The 25822-nt window shown below is 47.5% G+C and carries 24 protein-coding genes and 1 pseudogene; 24 read left to right on the top strand and 1 reads right to left on the bottom strand.

The window, feature by feature from the left end; all coding sequences use genetic code 11:
* Positions 1–202 precede the first annotated feature (202 nt).
* On the top strand, positions 203–988 hold the full coding sequence (locus tag ELR70_RS18750) for a flagellin (RefSeq protein WP_054015610.1): 786 nt from the start codon (positions 203–205) through the stop codon (positions 986–988).
* A gap of 360 nt (positions 989–1348) precedes the next feature.
* The gene (locus ELR70_RS18745) at positions 1349–2791 is read left to right on the top strand and encodes a sigma-54 dependent transcriptional regulator (RefSeq protein ID WP_054015611.1); all 1443 of its coding nucleotides are present in this window, start codon (positions 1349–1351) and stop codon (positions 2789–2791) included.
* A gap of 144 nt (positions 2792–2935) precedes the next feature.
* On the opposite strand, the gene ELR70_RS18740 is transcribed toward ELR70_RS18745, so the two are convergent.
* Positions 2936–3550, bottom strand: coding sequence for a DNA-3-methyladenine glycosylase I (locus tag ELR70_RS18740; protein WP_054015612.1), 615 nt, complete (start codon positions 3548–3550; stop codon positions 2936–2938).
* A gap of 183 nt (positions 3551–3733) precedes the next feature.
* On the opposite strand from ELR70_RS18740, the gene ELR70_RS18735 reads away from it, so the two are divergent.
* The 22 genes and pseudogenes from ELR70_RS18735 to cheY all read left to right on the top strand — a co-directional run bounded on the left by ELR70_RS18735 (position 3734) and on the right by cheY (position 25813).
* Positions 3734–4846 carry an ATP-binding protein gene (locus tag ELR70_RS18735; RefSeq protein ID WP_054015613.1) on the top strand — a complete coding sequence of 371 codons (1113 nt, stop codon included), beginning with the start codon at positions 3734–3736 and terminating at the stop codon, positions 4844–4846.
* Positions 4843–6254: pseudogene (locus ELR70_RS18730) on the top strand (sigma-54 dependent transcriptional regulator). The gene ELR70_RS18735 and the pseudogene ELR70_RS18730 overlap by 4 nt, the downstream one beginning before the upstream one ends.
* A gap of 230 nt (positions 6255–6484) precedes the next feature.
* Positions 6485–6826, top strand: a complete 342-nt coding sequence (gene fliE / locus ELR70_RS18725) for a flagellar hook-basal body complex protein FliE (protein ID WP_054015615.1) — start codon at positions 6485–6487, stop codon at positions 6824–6826.
* A 20-nt stretch (positions 6827–6846) separates the two neighbouring features.
* Positions 6847–8568 carry a flagellar basal-body MS-ring/collar protein FliF gene (gene fliF, locus ELR70_RS18720; protein WP_128064672.1) on the top strand — a complete coding sequence of 574 codons (1722 nt, stop codon included), beginning with the start codon at positions 6847–6849 and terminating at the stop codon, positions 8566–8568.
* Positions 8561–9601, top strand: a complete 1041-nt coding sequence (fliG, locus tag ELR70_RS18715; RefSeq protein ID WP_054015617.1) for a flagellar motor switch protein FliG — start codon at positions 8561–8563, stop codon at positions 9599–9601. The genes fliF and fliG overlap by 8 nt, the downstream gene beginning before the upstream one ends.
* A 3-nt stretch (positions 9602–9604) precedes the next feature.
* Entirely contained in the window at positions 9605–10420 is an 816-nt protein-coding gene (fliH, locus tag ELR70_RS18710; protein ID WP_054015618.1) for a flagellar assembly protein FliH, read from the top strand.
* A 102-nt stretch (positions 10421–10522) separates the two neighbouring features.
* On the top strand, positions 10523–11866 hold the full coding sequence (gene fliI / locus ELR70_RS18705; RefSeq protein WP_054015619.1) for a flagellar protein export ATPase FliI: 1344 nt from the start codon (positions 10523–10525) through the stop codon (positions 11864–11866).
* Positions 11866–12312, top strand: coding sequence for a flagellar export protein FliJ (gene fliJ / locus ELR70_RS18700; RefSeq protein ID WP_054015620.1), 447 nt, complete (start codon positions 11866–11868; stop codon positions 12310–12312). The genes fliI and fliJ overlap by 1 nt, the downstream gene beginning before the upstream one ends.
* A gap of 107 nt (positions 12313–12419) precedes the next feature.
* Positions 12420–14657, top strand: a complete 2238-nt coding sequence (locus ELR70_RS18695) for a flagellar hook-length control protein FliK (RefSeq protein WP_054015621.1) — start codon at positions 12420–12422, stop codon at positions 14655–14657.
* 44 nt (positions 14658–14701) lie between these two features.
* Complete coding sequence (gene fliL / locus ELR70_RS18690) at positions 14702–15226, top strand: flagellar basal body-associated protein FliL (protein ID WP_054015622.1); 525 nt, start codon at positions 14702–14704, stop codon at positions 15224–15226.
* A 9-nt stretch (positions 15227–15235) separates the two neighbouring features.
* A complete protein-coding gene (gene fliM, locus ELR70_RS18685; RefSeq protein ID WP_046003911.1) occupies positions 15236–16330 on the top strand; it encodes a flagellar motor switch protein FliM in 1095 nt (364 codons plus the stop codon).
* A gap of 28 nt (positions 16331–16358) precedes the next feature.
* Entirely contained in the window at positions 16359–16760 is a 402-nt protein-coding gene (gene fliN, locus ELR70_RS18680; protein WP_054015623.1) for a flagellar motor switch protein FliN, read from the top strand.
* Positions 16761–16771: 11 nt separating this feature from the next.
* Complete coding sequence (gene fliO, locus ELR70_RS18675) at positions 16772–17143, top strand: flagellar biosynthetic protein FliO (RefSeq protein ID WP_054015624.1); 372 nt, start codon at positions 16772–16774, stop codon at positions 17141–17143.
* Between the two features lie 4 nt (positions 17144–17147).
* Positions 17148–17888: a flagellar type III secretion system pore protein FliP gene (gene fliP, locus ELR70_RS18670; protein ID WP_054015625.1), complete on the top strand. Its 741-nt coding sequence runs from the start codon at positions 17148–17150 to the stop codon at positions 17886–17888.
* A 1-nt stretch (position 17889) separates the two neighbouring features.
* Entirely contained in the window at positions 17890–18159 is a 270-nt protein-coding gene (gene fliQ, locus ELR70_RS18665; RefSeq protein WP_054015626.1) for a flagellar biosynthesis protein FliQ, read from the top strand.
* Positions 18160–18163: 4 nt separating this feature from the next.
* Positions 18164–18943, top strand: a complete 780-nt coding sequence (gene fliR / locus ELR70_RS18660; RefSeq protein WP_054015627.1) for a flagellar biosynthetic protein FliR — start codon at positions 18164–18166, stop codon at positions 18941–18943.
* Positions 18944–18964: 21 nt separating this feature from the next.
* Entirely contained in the window at positions 18965–20095 is a 1131-nt protein-coding gene (gene flhB / locus ELR70_RS18655) for a flagellar biosynthesis protein FlhB (RefSeq protein ID WP_054015628.1), read from the top strand.
* Positions 20096–20155: 60 nt separating this feature from the next.
* Complete coding sequence (gene flhA, locus ELR70_RS18650; RefSeq protein WP_054015629.1) at positions 20156–22252, top strand: flagellar biosynthesis protein FlhA; 2097 nt, start codon at positions 20156–20158, stop codon at positions 22250–22252.
* A gap of 20 nt (positions 22253–22272) precedes the next feature.
* Positions 22273–23796, top strand: coding sequence for a flagellar biosynthesis protein FlhF (gene flhF / locus ELR70_RS18645; protein ID WP_054015630.1), 1524 nt, complete (start codon positions 22273–22275; stop codon positions 23794–23796).
* Positions 23789–24649 (top strand): MinD/ParA family protein, encoded by an 861-nt coding sequence (locus tag ELR70_RS18640; protein ID WP_046003902.1) that lies wholly within the window; start codon positions 23789–23791, stop codon positions 24647–24649. The genes flhF and ELR70_RS18640 overlap by 8 nt, the downstream gene beginning before the upstream one ends.
* A gap of 2 nt (positions 24650–24651) precedes the next feature.
* The gene (locus ELR70_RS18635) at positions 24652–25386 is read left to right on the top strand and encodes an RNA polymerase sigma factor FliA (protein WP_054015631.1); all 735 of its coding nucleotides are present in this window, start codon (positions 24652–24654) and stop codon (positions 25384–25386) included.
* A 43-nt stretch (positions 25387–25429) separates the two neighbouring features.
* Entirely contained in the window at positions 25430–25813 is a 384-nt protein-coding gene (gene cheY / locus ELR70_RS18630; protein WP_054015632.1) for a chemotaxis response regulator CheY, read from the top strand.
* The last annotated feature ends 9 nt before the right edge of the window (positions 25814–25822 follow it).

The following is a 25822-nucleotide window of genomic DNA, read 5'->3' as shown; positions in this document are numbered from 1 at the left end:
GAATTCTTTACAGTATAGAAAAAGGTATGACTGCAAGAAAGTGCATAACTAAAGATAAAAAAGTGATTACTCAACACTTTATATCAGTTATGGAGTTTTTGCAGTAAATATACCAAGTGTAGTATTCAATTTCTCACAATAGATGACTTTTTGAACACAAAGGAGTAGACTAATTGTATATAACACCTGATGGGGAGGCGTTATGCAGATAAAATCTCAAAGTAACAGTTTTTTTAATCAGGTTGATCAAACCAACAACAAGTTGAATCAACAGCTTGCTAGCGGTAAAAAGGTCAACTCGGCAGCAGATGATGCAGCTGCACTGCAGATCATCAACCGTCTGACATCGCAACAGGAAGGATATAACCAATCTATCCGTAATGCGTACGACGGCATTTCTTACTCACAAACGACAGAGTCAGCTTTGTCTGGAGTGAATGACGCTGTGTCGCGGATCCGAGAGCTATCACTTCAGGCAGGAAGCGGCGCGCTAACTGACAGCGACAGGCAAGCTCTGCAAGAAGAGGTGACGCAGTTGCAGTCACAGATCACGGACACGTTTGAGAATACGACGTTTGGTGGACAGGCGCTGTTTGATGGTAATCAAACCAGCTTTCAGGTTGGACCCGACGCGAATACCACACAGGGCTTTACCGCGTCGGACGGCAGCTTTGCAAACCCAATACTGAGTGTTGACATATCAACTCAGGCTGGTGCACAAACAGCTATTGACGCGGCTGACCAGGTGTCTGAAGCACTTAACACCCAAAGGACTCAGTTAGGTGCATTTGAAAATACCCTTAACAGCACCATACGTGGTTTGGGGACTCAAAGAGACAATATCGCTGAGAGCCAAAGCAGGATCCAGGATACGGACTATGCCAGTGCCGTAGCTGAACAAACGGCCAATGACATCTTATCTCAGGCATCTATTGCACTGCGCGGTCAGGCTAACCAGTCTGCTTCGTCCGTGTTAGGCCTTTTGTAGATACATTGTCGTTTTAATAAGTACTTGAAGAAGCCAGCGCTGAATAGCTGGCTTTTTTATTGTCGATTCGCCAGAGGCCTAGTTTTTCTATCTGGCCGTGGATTCTGTAGCCATAGCCAGTCACAGAGGCTTATATCTGCCACAATAGAAGTCAATCAGCGTGCTTGCACACATGTCCCTTTAAAATCTACAGACTTCTGATTTTTCACTATTTTAATCCTTAAGTATTGATTTAGCGCATAGGCGGTGGCGTTTTTTTGGCGTTGATGTCAAAAACTTGCCACTTAGGTATTGCATCCCCATGTCACTGACTTACAATCAATACCATCAATATAAACGAAGAAGTTGGATCTTGCGGGCATGATTACGATCCTCGATAACAATAATAACAGAGCATCTGGACTGGCAGCGGCATTGGGCTTTGTTGGCCAGCCAGCTCAGGTGGTTGCGGAGTCTGATTTTACTCCAGAGCTGTTTAGCAATCTGCAGGAGCCGGTGGTCATCCTGGGTGCTTTGTCTCAATTAGAGCATGAGGCTTTAATTAAGTCTTTGCCCGCCGTCCCGTTCCTGTTGATTGGGGAAACGCTAAGGCCGCTACTTGCTCTGGCCAACGTCATTGGCCTCATCACTGAGCCTTTCGGGCAGGAAGTGACAATGCAATTGTTACACGACTGCCAGCAATACCTGCGCATGCTGCCCGGGAAGTCGACCCAACTAAACGATGCTAAATCGTTTGATGGCCTGGTCGGGGATACTAAAGCCGTTAAAGAAGTGCGCTTTTTGATCTCTCAGGTTGCGAAAACAGACGCTAACGTTCTGATCCTGGGCGAGTCCGGAACCGGTAAAGAAGTCGTTGCGCGTAATGTGCATTTGCTCTCCAACCGTAATAGCGGTCCATTTGTTCCGGTCAATTGTGGCGCCATTCCTGGTGAGCTCCTTGAAAGCGAGTTATTTGGACATGAGAAGGGGGCGTTTACGGGGGCAATTTCTGCGCGTAAAGGACGCTTTGAACTGGCGCAAGGCGGCACACTCTTCCTTGATGAAATTGGTGATATGCCATTGCAAATGCAGGTTAAGTTGTTGCGTGTTTTGCAAGAACGCAGCTATGAACGCGTTGGCGGGACCAAGCCAATTCAGGCTGATGTCCGTGTGATCGCAGCGACACACCGTAATTTGGAAATCATGATTGAAGAGGGCAAGTTCCGTGAGGATTTGTTCTATCGCCTAAATGTGTTTCCCATCGAGAACCCGTCATTGCGAGAGCGTGCTGACGATATTCCCTTACTTTTAAAAGAATTGCTGCGTCGCGTGGGTGAGCAAGGTGGTAGCTCAGTCAAATTTACCGATCGCGCAATTGAAAGTCTCAAGGCACATGGCTGGCCAGGCAACATTCGCGAGCTGGCTAATCTGGTAGAACGTATGGCCATTATGTTCCCTGAAAAAGTAGTGGATGTGACGGATCTGCCCGGTAAGTATCGCTACATCGACGTTGAAGCCTATGAGCCTGAATATCCTGAAGAACTGCTGGAAAAAGATGTCTTTAACGAATTATTCAGTGACGGATTCAGCGATTTTGAGGATGAAGAGGAAACGCAGGATCTGGGCGGTGCAGAAACGAGTCTGGGACTGTTACCGGATGAAGGGATTGAGCTCAAAGAGTACCTGGCTGAAATGGAAATTAGCCTTATCACCCAGGCACTAGAGCGCTATGATTATGTGGTTGCCAGAGCCGCAGAGATATTGGGTGTGCGTCGCACAACCTTGGTTGAAAAAATGAAAAAATACAACCTAAACAGAGACTAGCTCTAACCTCACAACACTGAAAAATGGCGCTCTTAACGCGCCGTTTTTGATCCTGAATAAGCTGCCAGCTCGTCATAGTGGCTTTGGCGAAAATGCAAAAATCACGATGTTTTTGCATCCTTAGTTAAGGCATTCTGGTTTACTTTAGCTTTGAGTGCTCAGCTGCGCTTTAATATCCAACTGCTGATATGCTGCTAAAATAGGGGCCTTGCAAAAGCAGTCGTCGTGATGATCATTGACCATGCCACAGGCCTGCATATGGGCATAAACGGTGGTGGGTCCAAGAAACTTAAAGCCACGTTTTTTTAAATCTTTTGCAAATTGTGTGCTTATTTCAGTGGTTGCCTGATAGTCTTCAGGACTGTGGATTGTGCTTACGATTGGCGTAAAATCAACAAACTGCCATTGGTAGTATGCAAAGCTGCCAAATTCCTGCTGTATTTCAATGAAGCGTTTTGCATTATTAATGGTTGCCTGGATTTTGAGTTTATTGCGAATGATCCCCGTATCTTCCATCAGCCTGCTGACGTCATTGTCTGTCATCGCTGCAACTTTGTGTGGATCAAACTGATGAAACGCCTTACGGTAATTATCACGTTTTTTTAAAATTGTGTACCAGCTCAGGCCCGCCTGGGCTGACTCCAGTGTAATAAACTCGAACAATTTAATGTCTTCGAGAACTGGCTTTCCCCATTCATCGTCATGGTAAGCCACGTAATCCGGCTTACTTAAATCGACCCAGTGGCAGCGTGTATGCATGATATTTTCCTTTAACTTGACTACGTGTAATCACCAGTTTAGCGCATAATATAGTGCTGTACAAATAAACAGTGTCAAACTTTTGAATGTGTTTTCATTTTTGTAATCTAATGAATTCAAAGGAAAATAAAGTTGGCATGTCAATTGCTTTTACTGAGTATCTAGGTTTAAGAGAGCAATATCATGGCATTAGCAAAAGTGATTAATCCACAATTTGTGCCGACAACTCAGTACAACCCTTGTTTGCTGCAAGAAGCGTATATGGGTGAGCTGAGCGATCTGCGGCAGCAGGCCAGTTGGTTGGGTCATCTGGTTGATACCATGCCTGCGGGTGTGGTGGTTCTGGATGGTCAGGGCATGATAGCCAAAGCTAATCAGATAGCAATTGATATGCTGGGCGAACCACTGGAAGGTGAAAAGTGGTTCAACATTATCCAGCGCTCTTTTAGTCCACAACAGGATGATGGCCATGAAGTCTCCCTTAAAGATGGGCGCCTTATCAAGCTTGATATTACAGCACTAACACCGGAACCCGGCCAGTTGATCCTGATGACTGATCTAACCGAAACCAGACGTCTGCAGGCACGAGTTGCACATATGCAGCGCCTGAGCGCACTGGGTAAGATGGTTGCATCTTTGGCTCATCAGGTGCGCACACCTTTATCTGCAGCCATGCTGTATGGTGCCAACTTGGGCAGTAGTAAACTACCGGCTCAGTCTCGAGATAAATTTCACACTAAACTGATGTCTCGCCTGAAAGACCTTGAAAATCAGGTCAATGATATGTTGTTGTTCGCAAAAAGTGGCGAGCAACAGGTAATTGAACGTGTGTCAATGCAGCAGTTGTTGAGTGAAGTCAAAACGGGAGCAGATGCTATGGTGTTGCTACATAAAGCACAGTTAGCTGTTGAACTCCCCGAGCCGGACATCGAAATACTGGGCAATAAAACAGCGCTGGCTAGTGCTATTCAGAACCTGATCCACAACAGTGTTCAACATATTGGTGCGGGTGCCAAGATAGAGGTTTGCGCTCAGCGAGAGCCTGGCACAGACACTGTTCGCATCAGTGTTTCCGATAATGGACCTGGTGTTGACTTGAGCCAGGCAAGCAAATTATTTGAACCCTTTTTCACAACTAAATCTCAGGGCACTGGCTTGGGGTTAGCTGTTGTGAACTCCGTCGCCCATTCTCACAAAGGTCGGGTCGACGTCATCAATAATGAAAGCGGAGGAGCATGCTTTAGCATGTTACTGCCTATTTCCAGCGAACATTCATCATTACAGGAGGCCGTATGAGCAACAAGATTCTGGTTGTAGAAGACGATGCCGGGTTGCGCGAAGCACTAATAGACACCCTTGAAATGTCTGGGTTTGAGTGCGTCGAAGCAGATAGCGCTGAGCGGGCTGTTATATTGCTAAAAGAGCAGGTATTTTCCTTGTTGGTCAGCGATGTACAAATGGGGGCTATGAGTGGCCTGGATCTGCTCAGAACCGTGAAGCTCAATTACCCTGAGCTACCTGTGTTGATGATGACCGCCTATGCCACGATAGATGACGCGGTAGAAGCCATGCGTCTGGGGGCAATTGATTATATGGCTAAGCCATTTGCACCTGAGGTGTTACTGAATATGGTCAGCCGTTATATGCCGGAGAAAGAGAAAGAAACTGAAGGTCCGGTGGTTGCTGACAGTAAAAGCCTCGAGCTGCTGGAGTTAGCCAAAAAAGTAGCGCGCTCTGATGCCAGTGTGATGGTACTGGGCCCTAGCGGTTCTGGTAAAGAAGTACTTGCACGCTATATCCACGACCGCTCGGATCGTGCTGAGCAACCGTTTGTGGCAATTAACTGTGCCGCTATCCCTGAGAATATGCTTGAAGCAACATTGTTTGGCTACGAAAAAGGGGCGTTTACTGGCGCTATTGCAGCTTGCCCGGGTAAGTTTGAGCAAGCGCAGAAAGGCACTATCCTCCTTGATGAAATCACCGAAATGGACCTGGGCTTGCAAGCCAAGTTACTGCGGGTATTACAGGAAAGAGAAGTCGAACGCCTGGGTGGCAGAAAGACCATTGAACTGGATGTCAGAGTTTTGGCAACCAGTAACCGAGATCTTAAAGAAGCCGTCAATGATGGCGTATTCCGAGAAGACCTATACTATCGCTTGAATGTCTTTCCTTTGACTTGGCTTCCACTAGCGGAGCGTGGTGGGGATATTGTCCCGCTTGCTGAGCACCTGTTACAGCGCCATTGTGACAAATCCGGCAAATTGGCACCTGTGTTATCACAATGCGCGCAGGATAAGTTGCTTAGTCATCGTTGGCCGGGTAATGTCAGAGAGCTGGATAATGTGGTACAACGTGCCTTGATTTGCAGCAGGGCACGGAGATCACTGCTGACGACATTTTTATTGAGAACTTTTCACCGCGATCAGTAAGCACACTGCAGCAGCCTGTTGATCAGGCTCCTACACCAGCGCGCAACGATGCTGATGATGCCAGTTCAATTGCCATTAATGTTAATAATGAAGATGCTGAGGGGCTCAGTTATAAAGAAGAACTCCAGGACAAAGAGCATCAAATCATTCTGGACACACTGACCCGGTGTAATGGCAAACGTAAGGATGTAGCCGAGTTGCTGGGGATAAGCCCCAGGACGCTTCGATATAAACTCGCCAGAATGCGTGATCTGGGTTTACCTGTCCCAGCCTAAGTGGAATACCAAATCCACTGAATTAAGCAAATTGGTATACAATTCCATTGTCCGGGCATTGAATATGTCCGGATACTGGAGCCTTTTTGGTGATAAGATCGCACAATTACCCCGCTGTCAAAAAACCGACCTTTCACAAACTCACCTAAGTGATTGAAATTTAATTGAATTATATTGGCACACTTTGTGCTTTGTAATGGTTATGTACAACTCACAAAGTGAGCCAGACCATGAAAATTCAATCTACCGGACTTTATCAGGAAATGCAGGCTATGGCCTCAGAGGCCGGCCGTGTTAGACCACAGGATCCGAACAAGCTGCCAGTTCAGGCAACGGCAGCTACATCAAGCGCTCAGTTTGGTGATTTACTCAGTGATGCTCTTAATACGGTCGCGGGGTTACAACGTGACGCCAAAGAAAAGGTAACCGCGGTTGAAATGGGTGACCGCAGTGTATCACTTGCTGAAGCAATGATTGCCAAGAACAAATCTTCAGTGGCATTTGATGCTACAGTACAGGTCAGAAATAAGCTGATAGAAGCTTATAAAGACATCATGAGCATGCCAGTATAATCAGAGTTTAGCGGAGAGTAATCGTGGCTACTAATCAATCAACCGATCTGGCACTTGCTGATGGACAAACAGTTCCCGGCGCAGGTGGTGAAGCAGATACGCAACAAGAGCAAAAATCGGGCTACTTTAGTGCTTTGAGCGGTGTTGATATGCTCCGCCAGGTTACCTTGGTGATAGCACTGGCCATTTGTCTGGCAATCGCGATTTTTATTATTATTTGGGCACGTCAGCCAGATATGCGTCCGTTAGGTCAATATCCTACCGAAGAGCTGGTTCAGACGCTGGACTTTCTGGATGCACAGAAAATTGAATATGAACTGGATGGTAACACCATCATGGTGGCTGAGTCAGATTATCAAGACATCAAGCTGAGAATGGCCCGTGATGGATTTAGCCAGGCACCTAGCAGTGGCACTGATATTCTGATGCAGGATATGGGCTTTGGCGTGAGTCAACGTTTGGAGCGTGAGCGTCTTAAGCACAGCCGTGAGCAACAGCTGGCTCGCACCATTGAAGAACTGCAGGATATTAACCGCGCTAAAGTTCTACTGGCTATTCCAAAAGAGAATGTATTTGCACGACGCGAAAAACAACCGTCAGCGACTGTAGTCGTAACGCTTAAGCGTGGTCGGACACTGGATAGTGAAGAAGTAGATTCAATTGTTGACATCGTTGCTTCTGCGGTACAGGGATTAACACCAGCACGTGTCACAGTGACAGATCAGAATGGCCGTTTGCTTAACTCTGGCTCTCAGGATTCTCTGGCAGCACGTTCTCGCAAAGAATATGAGATAGAACGTAAGCGTGAGCAGGAATACCTGGAAAAAATCGACAGTATCATGATCCCTGTTGTCGGCTTGGGTAAGTACACCGCACAGGTTGACCTGACCATGGACTTCAGCGCGATAGAAGAAACTCAGAAACGTTTTAACCCGGATTTACCCGCGGTACGCAGTGAAACCACGTTTGAAGAGAATAATGTGGGTGGTCTGGCGGTGGGTATTCCTGGTGCGTTAACAAACCAGCCTCCGGTGAACTCGAATATCCCTGAAGTAGCCGGACAAGGCAATGGCTCGGGCACAACCCCGTCGCGTGTGCACAAAGAAGCGACACGTAACTATGAACTGGACACCACAATCTCTCATAAGCGTCAACAAACTGGCGTGATACGTCGCATCAGTGTGTCGGTTGCTGTGGACTACATGAACAAGCCCGATGCCGAAGGCAATATGGTCATGACACCGCGCTCTCAGGAAGAGCTGAATAACATTCGTCGCTTACTACAAGGTGGGGTGGGTTTTGATATGCAGCGTGGTGACGCGCTGGAAGTGGTGACTGTACCGTTTGTACGCGAAAATATTTTAGAAGAAGGCGACTTGCCCCTTTGGGAGCAGGAATGGTTCATGAAAACCATCCGTCTGGTTATGGGCGCGCTGGTCATCATAGTGCTGATTCTGGCGGTCGTGAGACCTATGCTGAAACGCCTGATTTACCCAGAAGATACGCTTGAAGAATATGATGAAGATGCACTAACCTCTGGAGTAGACCTTGGTGACAGCACTTTAGATATGTTAAACAATGACTTTGATGAATCAGCAGTTGGCTTCTCTTCCGATGGTACATTACAATTGCCAGACTTACATGGTGATGAAGATTTGCTTAAAGCGGTTCGTGCACTGGTTGCGAATGAGCCAGAGCTGTCTTCTCAAGTAGTCAAAGCATGGTTAACCGAAGATGAGTGATGAAGAACAAAAACAACTGCCGCCGGCGTTTGATGTAGACAAACTGGATGGGGTCGACAAGGCCGCCATCCTGCTACTGAGCCTGACGGAAGAAGATGCTGCCCAGATCCTTAAGCATCTTGAACCTAAGCAGGTGCAAAAAGTGGGTATGGCAATGGCGGCACTCGATGACTTATCGCAGGCCAAAATCAGTGCGGTCCACAACCTGTTTATCGAGCAAATTCAGAGTTTCAGTACTATCGGCTTCCAGTCTGAGGACTTTATTAAGAAGGCGCTGACTGCGGCACTGGGTGAAGATAAAGCTGCCAGCCTGATCGACCAGATTGTCATGGGGTCGGGCGCTAAAGGTCTGGACTCACTGAAGTGGATGGATTCCAAGCAGGTTGCCAACATTATTCGTAATGAGCACCCTCAGATCCAGACAATTGTATTGTCTTATCTCGAACCAGAGCAATCCGCTGAAATCCTCTCTCAGTTCCCTGAGAAAGTTCGTCTCGATCTGACAATGCGGATCGCAAACCTCGAAGAAGTACAGCCGGCAGCACTGCAAGAGCTGAATGAAATCATGGAGAAACAGTTCGCAGGTCAAGCTGGTGCGCAAGCTGCGAAAATGGGTGGCCTGAAAGCCGCTGCGGATATCATGAACTACCTGGATACCAATATCGAAGGTCAGCTGATGGACTCTATCCGTGAACATGATGAAGAGATGTCGCAGCAAATTCAGGATCTGATGTTTGTCTTCGAAAACCTCATGGATGTGGAAGATCGTGGTATTCAGGCGATTCTGCGTGAGGTACAACAGGATGTACTGATGAAAGCCATCAAAGGCGCCGACGATTCATTGAAAGACAAGATTATGAAGAACATGTCTAAACGTGCGGCTGAGATGATGGCGGATGATTTAGAAGCCATGCCGCCAGTGCGGATCAGTGAAGTGGAAGCCGCGCAAAAAGAGATCCTGGCAACGGCTCGACGCCTTGCTGATTCGGGTGAAATTATGCTCGGCGGCGGTGGCGGTGAGGAGTTCCTGTAACCCATGGCAGAAAAAAAGCTATATCGTGGCAAACCGGTCAGCTCCGAAGCATTAGATGAGTTGCTGGAAAACTGGCCAATTCCTAATGTCGAAGAAGACTTAAGCAAATATTCCGGGCGCTCCACGGCAATGGGCACGCCACTTGAGGAGCTGTATCAGCAAAAGACGCAACAAACCGCGCCTGAGCCTGAGGAAGAAGAAGTGCCCATGCTTACGCTGGAAGAGCTGGAGCAGATCAGACAAGATGCCTTTGAAGAAGGTCTGAAACAAGGTCACGAGCAAGGGTATATTGAAGGCTTTGACAAAGGCGTCAGTGAAGGCAAAGAAGCGGGTTACAAAGAAGGCGTGACACTCGGTAAGGAACAGGGGATTGAAGAGTCAAAACCGCTCATTGAAGAACGCCTGCAATCGCTGTCTGCATTATTGGAGGCGACACAAAAGCCGTTGCGACAAATTGACGAAGCCGCTGAAAAACAACTACTTCAATTAGTCAATTTATTGGCAGAGCAAGTCATCTTCGAACAAGTTAAAACCCGTCCAGAGCTGATTCTGCAAGCCTTAAAAAAGGGGCTTGATGCGCTGCCACTGCACGATACTCAAATGCGGATTAATCTACACCCTGAAGATCTGGCGTTAGTAAAAGAAGCCTATGGGGAAGAAACCATTGCCGAGCAGCATTGGCAGCTGGTGCCCGAACCAACGCTTGAGCGTGGTGGGTGTCACATCAGAACGCCGGACTCATCCATCGATTTGAGCCTGAAAAATCGTATTAGCGAAGTACTTGGCAGCTTTTTACAAGACAGTGGTGTAGACCCTTAACACTTTTCATTACTCGGTACCTGCTGGTGGCGGTACCGTCCTTTCTAAAAGTTGGTTAGGTTTTTGCATGAGTGGACTATCTCAATTTTTCACTGATAGCAAATGACAATATCCAGTTCATCAGAGCAGCCACTGGCGGAGCGCCTGCAAAAATTTCAAAAACACATTCAACCCTATGGGGTTGCGGTGGCGGGCAGCCTGACTCGTGTGGTTGGTTTAACCTTGGAGGCAAAGGGCCTCAACGCACCGGTCGGCAGTCAGTGTAAAATAGAAACAATACGTGGCTTTGTGGATGCTGAAGTCATTGGCTTTAATCACGATACCCTCTACCTGATGCCGAACGATCATATCTCTGGCGTGTTACCCGGTGCCCGGGTTATTCCACAGATCAAAGAAGCTGGTTTGCCAGTGGGAATGAGCTTATTGGGTCGGGTTGTTGATGGACTGGGCCGACCATTGGATGGCTTAGGAACTATTGAAGCAGAAACTCATCTTAAATTTGCACAGTCAGCCATAAACCCATTGGCCAGACGCCCAATCAAAGAGCCTATGGATGTAGGTGTACGTGCAATCAATTCTATCGTGACGGTCGGTCAGGGGCAGCGTATGGGTCTGTTTGCGGGCAGTGGTGTTGGTAAATCCGTCCTGCTTGGCATGATGACACGCGGCAGTGAGGCGGATGTCATCGTCGTTGGGCTGGTCGGTGAGCGGGGACGAGAAGTTAAAGAGTTCATCGACGAGATCCTGGGAGTTGAAGGACGGCGTCGCTCCGTGGTGGTGGCGGCACCCGCTGATGCGTCTCCACTGATGAGGCTGAAAGGGTGTGAGAGCGCAGTCACAATTGCTGAATACTTTCGAGATCAGGGGCTGAATGTGCTGTTGTTGCTTGACTCTGTAACTCGCTACGCCATGGCGCAACGTGAAATTGCACTGGCGGTGGGAGAGCCGCCGGCAACGAAAGGATATCCGCCTTCGGTATTTGCTAAGCTGCCTGCTTTGGTTGAACGCGCAGGAAACGGCGGAGAGGGACAGGGATCCATTACTGCCTTTTTTACCGTGCTGAGTGAAGGGGATGACATGCAGGACCCGATCGCGGACTCTGCGCGTGCAATTCTCGATGGTCATATTGTTTTGTCTCGTGATCTTGCCGACAGCGGGCACTATCCGGCTATAGATATTGAGAAGTCCATTTCCCGGGTTATGCCTCAGGTGGTGTCTGAAAGTCATATGCAACAGGCCAGAGTACTCAAGCAGGTTTATTCCATGTATCAACAGAATAAAGACATGATCACGTTAGGAGCCTATCAGCAGGGGAGTGATCCTATGTTAGATCAGGCCATTAATATGATGCCAAATATTAACGCCTTCTTGCAGCAGGGCATGAAAGATGTCCTGCATTACGATGAATGTCTGCAAGGCCTGGCACAACTACTGGGACAAGGCTAATGGCAAATAATAAACTCGATTTACTTTATAAACTTGAAAGTGAAAAAGAAGAAAAGCTCCGCCTCAACTTTATCCAGGCCGAGCAAAATTTTCACGCCAACCAACAGAAGCTCAATGGTCTGAACGAATTTCGCCTTGAGTACAGCCAGCAGCTGCATCAAAAGGCATTACAGGGCCTGTCGAGCGCTGGGTTTGGCCAATATCATGCATTTATCAACAAAATTGAAGAAGCCATTCGCCAGCAGGCCAACACAGTTGCAACGGCCAAACGGGTGGTCGACCAACGCCGCAAGTTATGGTTAGAGCAGCAAGTCAAGGCCAAAGCAATCGCGAAGCTGATTGAGAAAAAGGCGCTGGAACAGCAGCAAAGACTTGCTAAAGCTGAGCAAAAAATGCTCGACGAGTTTGCCACTAATATTTTTATGCGTCGTAAGCAGGCTTACTAAGATATATCAAAAATTGCACAATAATGGCGTGTTTTTTGCAAAGTCATTACAGCACATCAATTTAATCCGGTTAGCGGCGTGAAGTTGCCGCATATAAAGGTGAGAGTATGGTCAATGTTTCGCTAGAAGTAGCAATCAATAACGGAGTTTCGGCGAAGGGAAAGGATCAAACGGAACAGTCCGAGGACTCGGGCTTTCTCGCAATGTTAGCTCAGGCAGAGCAAGACAGTAGCGATGAGGCGTCACAGTCAAATACGGATGAGACGGGAGAGTATATTCCTTTACCAGGTGGCCTTGACCGCCGTTTAGGGTTGGATGACAGCCAGATTTCCGCTGGCAAAAAAACACTGCCGGATGAACCTTTAAAGCTGGATGATTCAGAGCTCCCCGGTCAGACAGACCCGAAAGTGGTTGTCGGTACGGTTGTCAATCCTGGTAGTGATGCAGCGGCAGATACCAGCGGCAGTCATGCTGATGACTTGCTTTTACAAATCAAGTCATCGAATGCGCAAAGTACCGATTTAGCACAAAACTTGGCACCGGTTCCTAAAGCACTGAAAGATTACTTGTCTAAAGTCGAGCAGGTAACTGGTCCGGATAATAAAAAACCGGTTGATGGTATCGGGCCTGTTTTACCTATACCTGCTGAGCAAAATAGCGATGACACTGAGTTACCTGATGTGTCTGTAGATGCCCAAGCGCAAAATGGTGCAGTGAAAAAGCCAACTCAGGACGCAAGCCTGTATGCCAATGGTAAACTTGGTCAAGGTGAAGTACCGGTAGAAAAACTGGCTGACCCGATTGTTGCCAAACGAGTTGATAAGATAGGCCCTGTTATCACGCAGCCGACGGATGAACCGGGGTTACAGACTCAAAACAAGCCAGCAGAGGGAGATGCAAAACTGGATCCCGTTGTTCAGCTTGCTAAAGGTGAGAGTGCTGATAGTGCAAAACAAACCGCAAACACCGCAACTGGTAAACAAGGTAGCACAGAGACTTCTGTAAAACTGGTAAATGAGCAGCAATCAGCAAAGGCCGACGTTGAACTACGACCTGCACGGGATAGCGCACCCACTCATATTAGTGCTGCGCACAGCGATGTGAGTGAGCAACAGCCCACTAGCGCCGGGAAATCTCAACGTCCAATTGATCAGATTGGTCCCGTAATTACTGCACCTCAAGCAGATAAAGAGGACATCAAGGGTGACGAACAGGTTATGAAACCTCAGCAGCCAGCAAAAAGCAGTGCAACTTCGGCAACGTCCACTGAATTGAAGGCAATGGCAGATTCTCTCACCCCGGAGCAAAAGCAAGTACTGGAGACAAACCTGCGTGCGCAATTAAAAAGTGGCGAAATAAGTAATCCCGAGCAGCGCGCCAAGGCCGAACAACTGTTGCAGGAGCTTGGGGCAAAGCCTAGCGAGAGTGCTGCAAACAAACCACAAACAACCATAGAGTCAGGCTCCAGACAGGCAGAAGTAACGGACAAGTCGATACAGTCGGTGATTGCTGAAAAGGACGCTAAAGTGCCGAGTAAAACAGATCCTGTTAAACCTGAGAAGGTAAATACACAAGCTGCTGCGCTAAGCCAGACGGGCGTAAGTAGTGCAGATACAAAATCTCAGGGCAAAGAAAACTTGCAGCAAACAGTGGTGTCAGACTCATTAGAGGGTGAGCACCCCGAGTTAGCCCAGCTTAAAAAAGAAGGCGGCCAGTCGGAGCAGCAGAATTCACAGCAACGCAGCGCAATACCTGCGCCTGTTGAAAATATTTTTAAGGCAATTCGTGGTGAGCGTCCAGACGAGGGCATGAAGCACGAGTTCAATGAAATGCTGGCGCAAGTTGAGCAGGTTAGACAGAGTCAGCAGGTCAACCAGCAAAGTGCTGTCAACCAAAAAGCCATGCAGGCAGATCCCGCTCTCAGTCAGGCCATTAATATTGCCCGAAATGACGCAGTTAAGGCCTTACAAGAGCGTGTCAATATGATGCTAAATATCAACAATAAGGAAGCCGAGATCCGTTTAGACCCGCCTGAATTGGGTAGTATGCAGATACGCATACGCTCCGAGGGGGAGCAGGCTCAGGTGAACTTTGTTGTGCAAAACCAGCAAGCCAAAGAGCAACTAGAACAGTCCATGCCGAAACTCAGAGAGATGTTGGCCGAGCAGGGGATCCAGCTTGGAGAAAGTAACATTCAGCAAGGACAAGGCGGAGAACAACAGCAGCAGGAAGCATCACAAGGTCATGGAACACTTGCTAATAATGGCAGTGAAGCGCAAAATAACGGCCAACAATCAACAACTAGCAGACGGCAAAGTGATTCAGCAATAGATTACTATGCGTAACAGCTGCTATGATTAAGGTTAGAGTGACTTAAAGAAGCGCGGATATGGCAGAAGAAAGCGATTTAGAAATAGAAGAGACGGGTGGCTCAAAGAAAAAATTAATCATCATCATTGCTGCTGTGGTTGTTGTTTTGGCCGCAGTTGCAGGCTACTTTTTATTTGCAGGGTCAGATGACGCTCCCGAATCGTTGGCTGAAGAAACGACTGAGCAACAGGCACAGGCTACCCAGCAAAATTCGGCACAAACGGGCAGTGCATTGTATGTTGCTATGCCGCGTCCCTTTGTATTTAATGTACCCGGCGCAAGTCGGGACCGTATAGTACAGATTAAAGTACAATTACTTGTACGTGGTGACGTCAACGAAGAGGTGGCTAAAAAGCATATTCCTCTGATTGAAGGCACTTTGCTAAGTGTGTTTTCTACCACCACAGCTGACGAACTGAGTACCAGTGCAGGCAAAGAAACTCTGCGACTGAGTGCATTAGATAAGGTTCAGGCTGCAATGGAGAGTGTTGAAGGCAGTAAAGTGGTTGAACGCGTGTTATTTACCGGTTTTGTAATGCAGTAGGAAGAGTCAGTGAGCGACTTATTATCACAAGACGAAATCGATGCCTTATTGCACGGCGTTGATGAAGTCGAAGAAGAAGAAGTCCCCGATAGTGACGATGGTGGGACGAGTAACGCCTTACAATACGACTTTTCGTCGCAGGACCGAATCGTTCGCGGTCGTATGCCGACCCTCGAAATTGTTAATGAACGATTTGCCCGTCATATGCGGATCAGCTTGTTCAATATGATGCGTCGCACCGCTGAGGTATCCATCAACGGTGTACAAATGCTCAAGTTTGGCGAATATATTCATACTTTGTTTGTTCCCACCAGTTTGAACATGGTGCGCTTTCGTCCTCTCAAGGGAACTGGATTGATCACTATGGAAGCCCGACTGGTATTTATACTGGTAGATAACTTCTTCGGAGGTGATGGGCGCTATCACGCAAAAATTGAAGGGCGAGAATTTACACCAACAGAGCGGCGGATAGTTCAGATGCTGCTCAAAATTATCTTTGAAGATTACAAAGAAGCCTGGGCACCGGTCATGGATGTGTCGTTTGAGTATCTTGATTCGGAAGTGAACCCCGCGATGGCGAACATAGTGTCACCCACCGAAGTTGTGGTGATCAGTTCATTTCATATCGAGCTGGACGGCGGGGGAGGGGACTTCCATATTTCTTTGCCTTATTCAATGCTTGAGCCGATTCGGGAATTACTCGATGCGGGTGTCCAATCAGATACCGAAGATACGGATCTGCGTTGGAGTAAAGCGCTACGCGATGAAATTATGGATGTCGAAGTGGAACTGTCTACGCAGCTACTAGAGGTCGATCTGTCTCTGGAGCAGATAATGCAGTTGAAAGCGGGTGATATTATCCCTGTAGAAATGCCTGAGCATATTACAGTATTTGTAGAAGAGCTGCCCACTTTCCGGGCTAAAATGGGGCGTTCCCGCGATAATGTGGCGTTGCAGATCAGCGAGAAGATTAAACGTCCAGAATCTGTTAAGTCTGAGCTTCATGTCTTTACAAAAGGTGGCAAAAAGCTCGACTCGGATGCCGAGTTGGCAGAATTAGAAGAAGATCTGCATCTGTCTGAAGGTGTGGATTTGGATTGGTGATGAAGAAGTTGATTAAGGTAGTCAGTGCATGAGCGATGATCAAGATACAATGGACGAATGGGCGGCTGCACTTGCAGAGGCCGAGGAAGCTGACCAGGACGGTGCTGAAGCCGAAGTTGCGGAACTGGAAGAGTTACAGGACAGCGGCGCTAATCTGAGTGCAGATGAAAAGCGCAAACTCGATACGATTTTAGATATCCCGGTCACCATTTCGATGGAAGTGGGCCGCTCTAAAATCAATATCCGTAATTTACTCCAACTTAACCAGGGATCCGTTGTGGAGCTGGACAGGGTTGCCGGTGAACCTCTGGATGTGCTGGTTAACGGCACATTGATTGCGCACGGCGAAGTGGTTGTTGTAAACGATAAGTTTGGTATTCGCCTGACTGACGTGATCAGCCAGGTTGAGCGTATCAAGAAGCTTCGCTAGCAGTTAGCGTAATGAATGCTTTAATGTTCTCAAGTGTGGCTGCGGTGCAGCCACCAAGCGGGCTCAGCAGTGAGTTATTGTCGGTTGGCCTGTCACTGGCTTTAGTGGTATTGGCGATTATCGGGTTGGCTTTGCTGGTTAAGCGCTTCAACCCAAACCTGGGTAATAGCCAGGGTTTTAAAGTGATACGCAGCTTACCACTGGGCAGCAAGGAGCGCCTGCTGGTTATCGAAATTGACGATAAACAACATTTGCTTGGTGTCACGCCACACAGTATCAATTATTTATATCAGTTAGAGTCGCCACTAGAGGTGACACCCACGGCGCCCTTTGCCAAAGAACTCAGTCGCTTAATCTCTGGCGCAAATAACAATAAGAAATGAACGTATGATCCGAATTCTCCTCCTCATCAGTGTGTTTTTCTTTGCATCAAATGCCTTTGCTGATGGTATTGAGGCTTTGAGCGTTACAACTAATCCGGATGGCTCTCAGGAATACTCTGTAACCCTGCAGGTATTGGCCATCATGACAGCACTGAGCTTTATCCCTGCTGCTGTGATTATGATGACCTCGTTTACACGGATCATTGTGGTATTGGCTATCTTACGTCAGGCAATTGGCTTGCAGCAATCGCCGTCAAATCAGGTATTAGTGGGCATGTCGCTGTTTCTGACCTTTTTTATTATGGCGCCAATATTCAATCAGATTAATGACCGCGCAGTGCAGCCTTATTTGAACGAAGAATTAACGTCGATACAGGCATTGCAAGAAGCCAAAGAGCCAATCAAAGCATTTATGCTTTCCCAGACTCGTATAAAGGATTTGGAAACATTCGCCAAGATAGCCGGTTACGATAAACTGGATAGCCCGGAAGACACGCCGTTTGTGGTCATTATTCCGGCGTTTGTGACCAGTGAACTGCAGACTGCTTTTATCATTGGCTTTATGTTTTTTATCCCTTTCCTGATAGTAGACCTGGTGGTTGCCAGTGTATTGATGGCGATGGGTATGATGATGCTCTCTCCGATGATTGTGGCTTTACCTTTTAAGATCATGCTGTTTGTGTTGGTCGATGGTTGGTCTTTGATAATGGGCACGCTGGCGCGAAGTTTTGGTTTAGGAGTGTGACATGGAACCAGAAGTTTTTGTCGACATTCTCAGTGACTCGCTCTTTATTGTTATCAAATTAGTAACCGCAATTGTACTACCCGGTCTGATGATAGGTTTGGTGGTCGCGGTTTTCCAGGCTGCAACATCGATTAACGAACAAACTCTGAGCTTTTTGCCCAGGCTCATCATCACCATTGTGGCACTGATTTTCGGTGGCCACTGGATGGTGCAAGTGCTGATGGACTTCTTCAACCAGTTGGTACTCCAAATCCCCGAAATTGCAGGGTAGTGCTATGGAGTACCCCTTAGCAATCATCATACAGTGGCTGAGCGACTACATGCTACCGTTTGTCCGGATCAGCTCCATGATCATGATTATGGCCGGTCTGGGTGCCCAAAGTGTCCCAACCCGGGTGAAGCTTGCCCTCTCAATTGTGGTGACTGTGGCGGTTGTGCCTGCCATTCCTCAGACTCAGTTTACTGACTTATTTTCCTTCGCCATGATATTGGTAGTGACACATGAAATGATTGTCGGGGTTGCAATTGGCTTTGCCTCGGTATTGTTGCTAAATACTTTTATCGTTGCGGGCCAGATCCTGGCAATGCAAACAGGGTTAGGTTTTGCGTCTGTGGTTGACCCCGCGAATGGTCTGAGTGTGCCAGCCGTGGGTCAGTTTTATCTGATCCTGGCGACTTTATTGTTTTTTGTCTTCAATGGCCATCTGATGATGATCAACATGGTGGTCTATAGCTTTCAGACCTGGCCTATCGATGGTAACTGGTGGGTGGCCGATAACTACTGGTTGATAGTTACCTGGGGGAGCTGGCTGTTTGCTACCGCACTGGCGTTGTCTTTGGCACCTTTGACTGCCATGCTACTGATTAACTTGTCATTTGGCATAATGACCCGAGCTGCACCGCAGATGAATATTTTCTCTGTGGGGTTTGCGTTTACTATGGTGGCTGGCTTGTTGATCATCTGGATGACGATGGGCAACTTTGTGATTCAATACGAGTTCCAGTGGCTGAAAATGACAGAGCTGATGTGTAACCTGATTGGTTGCACGGTGTAATCGAGTACCGGGAGTAAGAAAATGGCAGAAGATTCTGGTCAGGAACGTACGGAAGAACCCACAGACAAGAAAATTTCTGACGCCCGAAAGAAAGGCCAGGTTGCTCGCTCAAAAGAGCTGGGTACGACGTTCGTGCTCATATTCTCGGCCGTTGCATTGTTGCTGTACGGACCTGACATTGCCAAAGGCCTGTATAACATGATGGGTCGCATGTTTACACTGAACCGCAATGAAACTTATGACACCACTAAAATGTTTTCTGTCTGGGGTGATGCATTTTCTGAGATCATCTTTCCGCTCAGTATGTTCGTTTTGATTATTATGGTAGCCGGTATCATTGGCAACACTCTGTTAGGCGGTTTTAATTTCAGCTGGCAGGCTGCGGCACCTAAGCCGAGTAAAATGTCACCAATGAAAGGCATCAAGCGGATGTTTGGGCCTCAGGCGGCCGTAGAGCTGGTCAAATCTATCCTCAAATTTGTGCTGGTGGCCGGATTTGCAATTTTGCTTATCAAGATGTTCTTTTATGAGATACTCCATTTAAGTATTGAGCAAATTCCAGGCAGTATTTTGCACTCACTGGAAATTCTCGCCTGGATGTTTCTGGCACTGAGCTGCACTATGATCATTATTTCCGCCATTGACGCACCTTATCAGAGCTACAATCATCACAAACAGCTCAAGATGACGCTACAAGAGGTAAAAGACGAGTATAAGAACTCGGAAGGTGACCCCCAGATCAAGGCCCGTATTCGGCGTACACAGCGAGAAATGTCTCAGCGACGCATGATGCAGGAAGTACCCGATGCCGACGTGGTTGTAACCAACCCAACCCACTATTCTGTGGCGCTTAAGTATGACACTGAAAAAGCAGGGGCACCTATGGTCATCGCTAAAGGGGTTGATGAACTGGCGATGCAGATCCGTAAAATAGCCAAAGGTAATGAGGTCCCGATTGTTGAGTCGCCTGTTTTGACTCGTTCCCTGTACCATACCACAGAAGTGGGCGACCAAATCCCACAACAGCTGTTCACTGCCGTGGCACAGGTACTGGCCTATGTATTCCAGTTGAAAAAGTTCAATAAAGGGCGAGGCAAGCGACCCGTAGCCCTGAAAAAAGACCTCCCTATTCCAGATGAACTAAAACACTAAGCTAATTGGTATTAAACTTGCTTTAATGTAACTGCGTCAATAATTTGTGGTTTGTAAGTTATGGATTTTAAAGCGGTTTTACAGCAGATTAATCGAGATAAAAAAGAGTACGCCAAAGGCGTCGGTACTCCAGTGCTGGTACTGGCGGCATTAGGTATGGTGGTGTTACCTATGCCTCCTTTCCTGCTTGATATCTTGTTTTCGTTCAATATCGCCCTGGCATTGGTTGTTCTGTTAGTGACAGTTTACACCATGAAGCCGCTTGAATTTGGCATGTTTCCCTCAGTATTGCTGATCGCGACGATTTTGCGATTAGCACTGAACGTCGCCAGTACCCGGGTGGTACTGCTGGAAGGTCATAACGGTGGAGACGCAGCCGGTAAGGTGATCGAAGCGTTTGGCTCCGTTGTAATCGGCGGTAACTACGCGGTTGGTCTGGTGGTTTTCCTGATCCTCATTATCATAAACTTTGTGGTTATCACCAAAGGTGCTGGCCGTATCTCCGAAGTATCAGCCCGTTTTACCCTCGACGCGATGCCCGGTAAACAAATGGCAATTGACGCAGACCTGAATGCCGGTTTCATTTCGGCAGACGAAGCCAGAGCAAGGCGTGAAGAAGTAACCCGTGAAGCTGACTTTTATGGCTCGATGGATGGTGCCAGTAAGTTCGTAAAAGGCGATGCGATAGCGGGCATTGTGATCCTCGCCATTAACATCATTGGCGGTCTGTTTGTGGGCATGGTGCAGCATGACTTGAGCTTTGGCAGAGCCATGGAAGTCTATACCTTACTTACGATAGGTGATGGTCTGGTTGCTCAGCTTCCTTCGTTATTATTGTCAATTGGTACTGCGATTGTTGTAACTCGTCAGAACGAATCACACAACATGGGCGAGCAAATGACCCAGCAGCTAGGCAACGAGAAATCCTTGTCTATCGCAGCAGGGATCCTGATTGTCATGGGATTAGTACCTGGTATGCCACATGTTGCATTTCTGGGCTTAGGCGCACTCATTGGCTATCTGGCTTACTATTCACACCAACAAAAACTTAAAGCACAAGAGCAGGAAGCTGAAGAATCGAAAGGCGGCGCTGTTGCTGCTCAGCAGCAGGAACAAAAAGAATTAGGTTGGGATGATGTACAACCGGTGGATGTGATAGGCCTGGAAGTGGGCTATCGCCTGATCCCGCTGGTTGATCAGTCTCAGGGTGGCGAATTGTTGAATCGTATTAAAGGGGTGCGTAAGAAGCTGTCACAGGAGCTCGGTTTCCTTGTACCACCAGTTCATATCCGTGACAACCTGGAGCTGGACCCGAACGCTTACCGTATTACCCTGATGGGTGTGGGCTCAGGAGATGGCGAACTGAAGCATGGTGATGAGCTCGCGATCAACCCGGGCCAGGTTTTTGGTCCAATTAATGGCGTTGCTACTAAAGATCCGGCTTTCGGTCTGGAAGCTGTGTGGATCAAACCAGAGCAGAAAGACGAGGCTCATTCACTGGGTTATACCGTTGTGGATGCCGCCACGGTGGTTGCCACACATATTAGTCAGCTGTTGACCAACAATGCGTCCTTACTGTTGGGTCATGAAGAAGTTCAGAACCTGCTGGATATGCTGGCCAAGAGTCATCCTCGCCTGGTTGAAGGTCTGGTGCCGGATGTATTACCTCTGACCACTGTAGTAAAAGTGCTACAAAACCTGTTAAACGAAGGCGTTGCAATTCGTGATATGCGCTCCATTGTTCAGACTCTGGTTGAGTATGGGCCGCGCAGTCAGGACCCCGATGTATTAACGGCTGCGGTGCGAATTTCACTGCGCCGACTCATCGTTCAGGATGCGGTTGGCGGGGCTGATGAAATCCCTGTCATAACATTGGCGCCTGAGTTGGAACAGATGTTGCATAAGTCACTTCAGAACGCAGGTGATGAGGGGGCAGGCATAGAGCCAGGCCTTGCAGAGCGGCTTCAAGGTTCATTAAGAGAAGCCCATCAAACGCAAGAAATGCTCGGCGAGCCGTCCATCTTATTAACCTCAGGTATGTTAAGAAGTGTGCTGTCACGATTTGTAAAACACACCATCCCGGGACTCAGAGTCATGTCGTATCAGGAAGTGCCGGATGAAAGACAAATTAAGATAGTGAGCTCAGTTGGACAGTAGAGGACTAGAAGGGGCTGACCATGAAAATCAAACGTTTTTTTGCAAAAGATATGCGTACTGCTTTGAAAGAAGTGAAAGAAGAGCTAGGCGCTGATGCGGTAATTATGTCAAACAAGAAGCTGGCTGACGGTGTAGAGATCGTTGCTGCAGTTGATAATGACCGCACACCTGCTCCACAGCCTCAGACTGCGCCTCAACAGCCAGCTGCGCAAGTTGCCCCTCGTCAGGTTGCACCTCAGCAAAGTGCACAGCAAGGCTATAATCAAGCAGCCAGAATGGTTCGCCCTCAACCTCGTCGTGCCGAACCGCAAAAACAGGCACAGGTTGCAGACAGTCTAGAAGCCTTGCTTGAGCGCCAAGCCCCTCGTCCTAAGTCGCCTGAGCTTGCTTCGATGTTTTCTCAATCTGGAATCAACACCGACGATATGTTTGGCTCTCAACAACGCAGTGAAGCCCCTGCTCAGGCCATGCCTCAGGCAGCACGTCAACAGCGCTATGAGACACCGAGTCATAGTTTTGACGCACGCCAGGAAAGCACATCCTGGGAGTTTGGTGATGATCTGGAGCAGGGCTTTGGTGACGAACCTGCTGCGCAGAAAAAAGCAAACGATGATGAAATGTCTTCTATGCGTGATGAAATGAACGCGATCCGCCAGCTACTTGAGTTTCAGTTATCCGGCCTGATGACTCAGGAAATGGCACGTCGAGATCCAACTCGTGCTTGTCTTGTCGACCGTCTAAAAGGCATGGGGATCGGTGCAGAAGTTGCTGAACAGATGGCTTGTTTTATTCCTGATGATGTCTCTCGCAAAGAAGCGTGGAATGCGTTGCTTAATATGGTTGTCAATCAGATGCATACAACTAACAACGATATCTTGCGTCAGGGTGGTGTGTACGCCATGGTTGGACCAACTGGGGTAGGAAAAACAACAACTGTTGCAAAACTTGCAGCGCTGGGTGCCCAAAAATATGGTGCTGACAATGTGGCACTGATCACTACAGATACCTACCGTATCGGTGCTTATGAGCAATTGGCAACGTATGGTCGGATCATTGGTTGTCCCGTTAAGCAAGTAAAAGATGCCAATGAACTTGCAGAGGTTCTTTATCATTTACGTAATAAGCGTCTAATATTAATAGACACGGCAGGGATGAGTCAGCGCGACTTACGTTTAACCGAACAGTTGAACACTCTGATGCGCAGTAGCCGTGTTGACATTCGCAGCTACCTAGTATTAAGTGCAACAGCACAAATGCATGTACTGCAAGAGACCGTAAACCACTTCAAAAAAGTCAATTTAAGTGGTTGTATTTTTACAAAACTTGATGAAAGTCTAAGTTTAGGCGAGATTATTAGCATAGCGATTCAAAATCGTCTGCCAATAGGGTATCTTACCAATGGTCAGCGAGTGCCTGAAGACATTCGCGTGGCAAACGCTCAGAAGTTAGTCAAAAAGGCTGAGCAATTGTATTTAAAGAGAACAAAAGCGCAACATTCGCGACGTGTACCAGTGGCGTCCCAGACAGTAGGAATGTATGATTAATACAGTTTTAGATCAAGCAAGTGGCCTGCGGAGAATGAACCAAAAAAATAACCACAGTGTAAAAGTAATCGCAGTGACTGGTGGTAAAGGTGGTGTAGGTAAAACCAATGTATCCCTTAACACTGCCATTGCATTAGGACAGCAGGGTAATCGGGTCTTGGTGCTTGATGCTGACTTAGGTTTGGCCAATTGTGATGTTATGTTGGGCTTACGGGTAGAGAAAAATTTATCTCATGTTTTGTCTGGAGAATGTGAACTAGACGAAATCTTGGTTGAGGGGCCTGCTGGCATCCGCATCGTACCTGCGACGTCTGGCTCGCAAAGTATGGTGGAGTTAACACCTGCCGAGCATGCTGGGCTAATACGTGCGTTCAGTGAACTCAGTAGCGAATTTGACATTTTAATTGTCGATACCGCAGCAGGTATTTCAGACATGGTTTTGAGCTTTTCTCGTGCTGCTCAAGACGTGTTGGTCGTGGTATGCGACGAGCCGACTTCGATTACCGATGCTTACGCGTTGATCAAAGTCCTAAGCCGCGAGCATGGAGTGTATAAGTTTAAAATTGTGGCCAATATGGTACGCAGTTTAAGAGAAGGGCAAGAGCTTTTCGCAAAACTATCCAAAGTCACCGACCGGTTTTTAGATGTTGCTCTGGAACTGGTTGCAACGATTCCGTTTGACGAAAATATGCGTAAATCTTCGCGACGTCAAAAAACCATCGTTGAGCTTTTCCCCAATTCACCTGCTGCCGTGGCATTCAGAGGCCTGGCAAGCAAAGCTGTCAAGTGGCCCATCCCCCATCAACCATCAGGTCATTTGGAATTCTTTATTGAGCAACTGGTAAACGGTTAACGATGGCTTCACCGGTCAACCGCATGGCGGGATATCAAACGACGGACCACCTTCACAAGGTGGTTGAGCGTCATACACCTTTGGTAAAAAAGGTGGCCTGTCATTTGTTAGCTAGGTTACCAGCCAGTGTTCAGTTAGATGATTTAGTTCAGTCAGGCATGATTGGATTAATTGAAGCCTGTAAAAATTTTGACGCAAGCAAAGGGGCAAGCTTTGAAACGTTTGCAGGTATTCGAATCCGTGGCGCAATGATAGACGAGATACGCCGCGGTGATTGGGCTCCACGCTCTGTCCACAAAAATGGCCGAATGGTAGCAGAAGCCATTGCTGAGCTCGAATCTCAGCTTGGGCGTGAACCAAAAGATACTGAAATCGCTGAAAAACTTGATATTACGCTGGATGAGTACCATCATATTTTACATGATGTGAATGCGAGTAAAGTTATCGGCATCGAAGACCTTGGGGTCGACGAAGACGTAATTTCTCCCGCAGGCAACGATTTTGCGCTAGACAAACCATTCAATAATGTTAAAAATGAGCGCTTTAACGAGTCGTTAGTCAATGCTATCAAGACTTTACCTGAGCGCGATGCTTTGGTGCTGTCTTTGTATTACAACGACGAGATGAATTTAAAAGAGATTGGCGCGATTTTAGAGGTCAGCGAATCTCGAGTGAGTCAGATTCACGGTCAAGCAATGATCAAGCTTCGTGCAAAGATCAATGACTGGATCAATTAGAGTAAGTTTTACAATATAGGTTCAAACCTCACCGGAGGAAGTTTTGGATAAGAACATGAAAATTCTCGTGGTTGATGATTTCTCTACGATGAGAAGAATAATCAAAAACCTGCTAAGAGACTTAGGCTTTACCAATGTTCAAGAGGCTGATGATGGCAGTACGGCACTTCCAATGTTGCAAAATCAGGACTTCGACTTCGTCGTAACTGACTGGAATATGCCGGGCATGCAAGGTATCGATTTGTTACGCGCAATTCGTGCTGATGACAAGCTTAAACACATCCCAGTACTTATGGTTACAGCAGAAGCGAAAAAAGAACAAATCGTTGCCGCTGCCCAGGCTGGAGTTAATGGTTACATCGTTAAACCGTTTACGGCAGGAACCCTGAAAACCAAACTAGAAAAAGTGTTCGAACGTTTAGGCTAGTATTGATAA

The organism is Pseudoalteromonas sp. R3 (assembly GCF_004014715.1).
Classification (GTDB): domain Bacteria; phylum Pseudomonadota; class Gammaproteobacteria; order Enterobacterales; family Alteromonadaceae; genus Pseudoalteromonas.
This window is presented reverse-complemented; position numbering and strand designations above follow the sequence as displayed.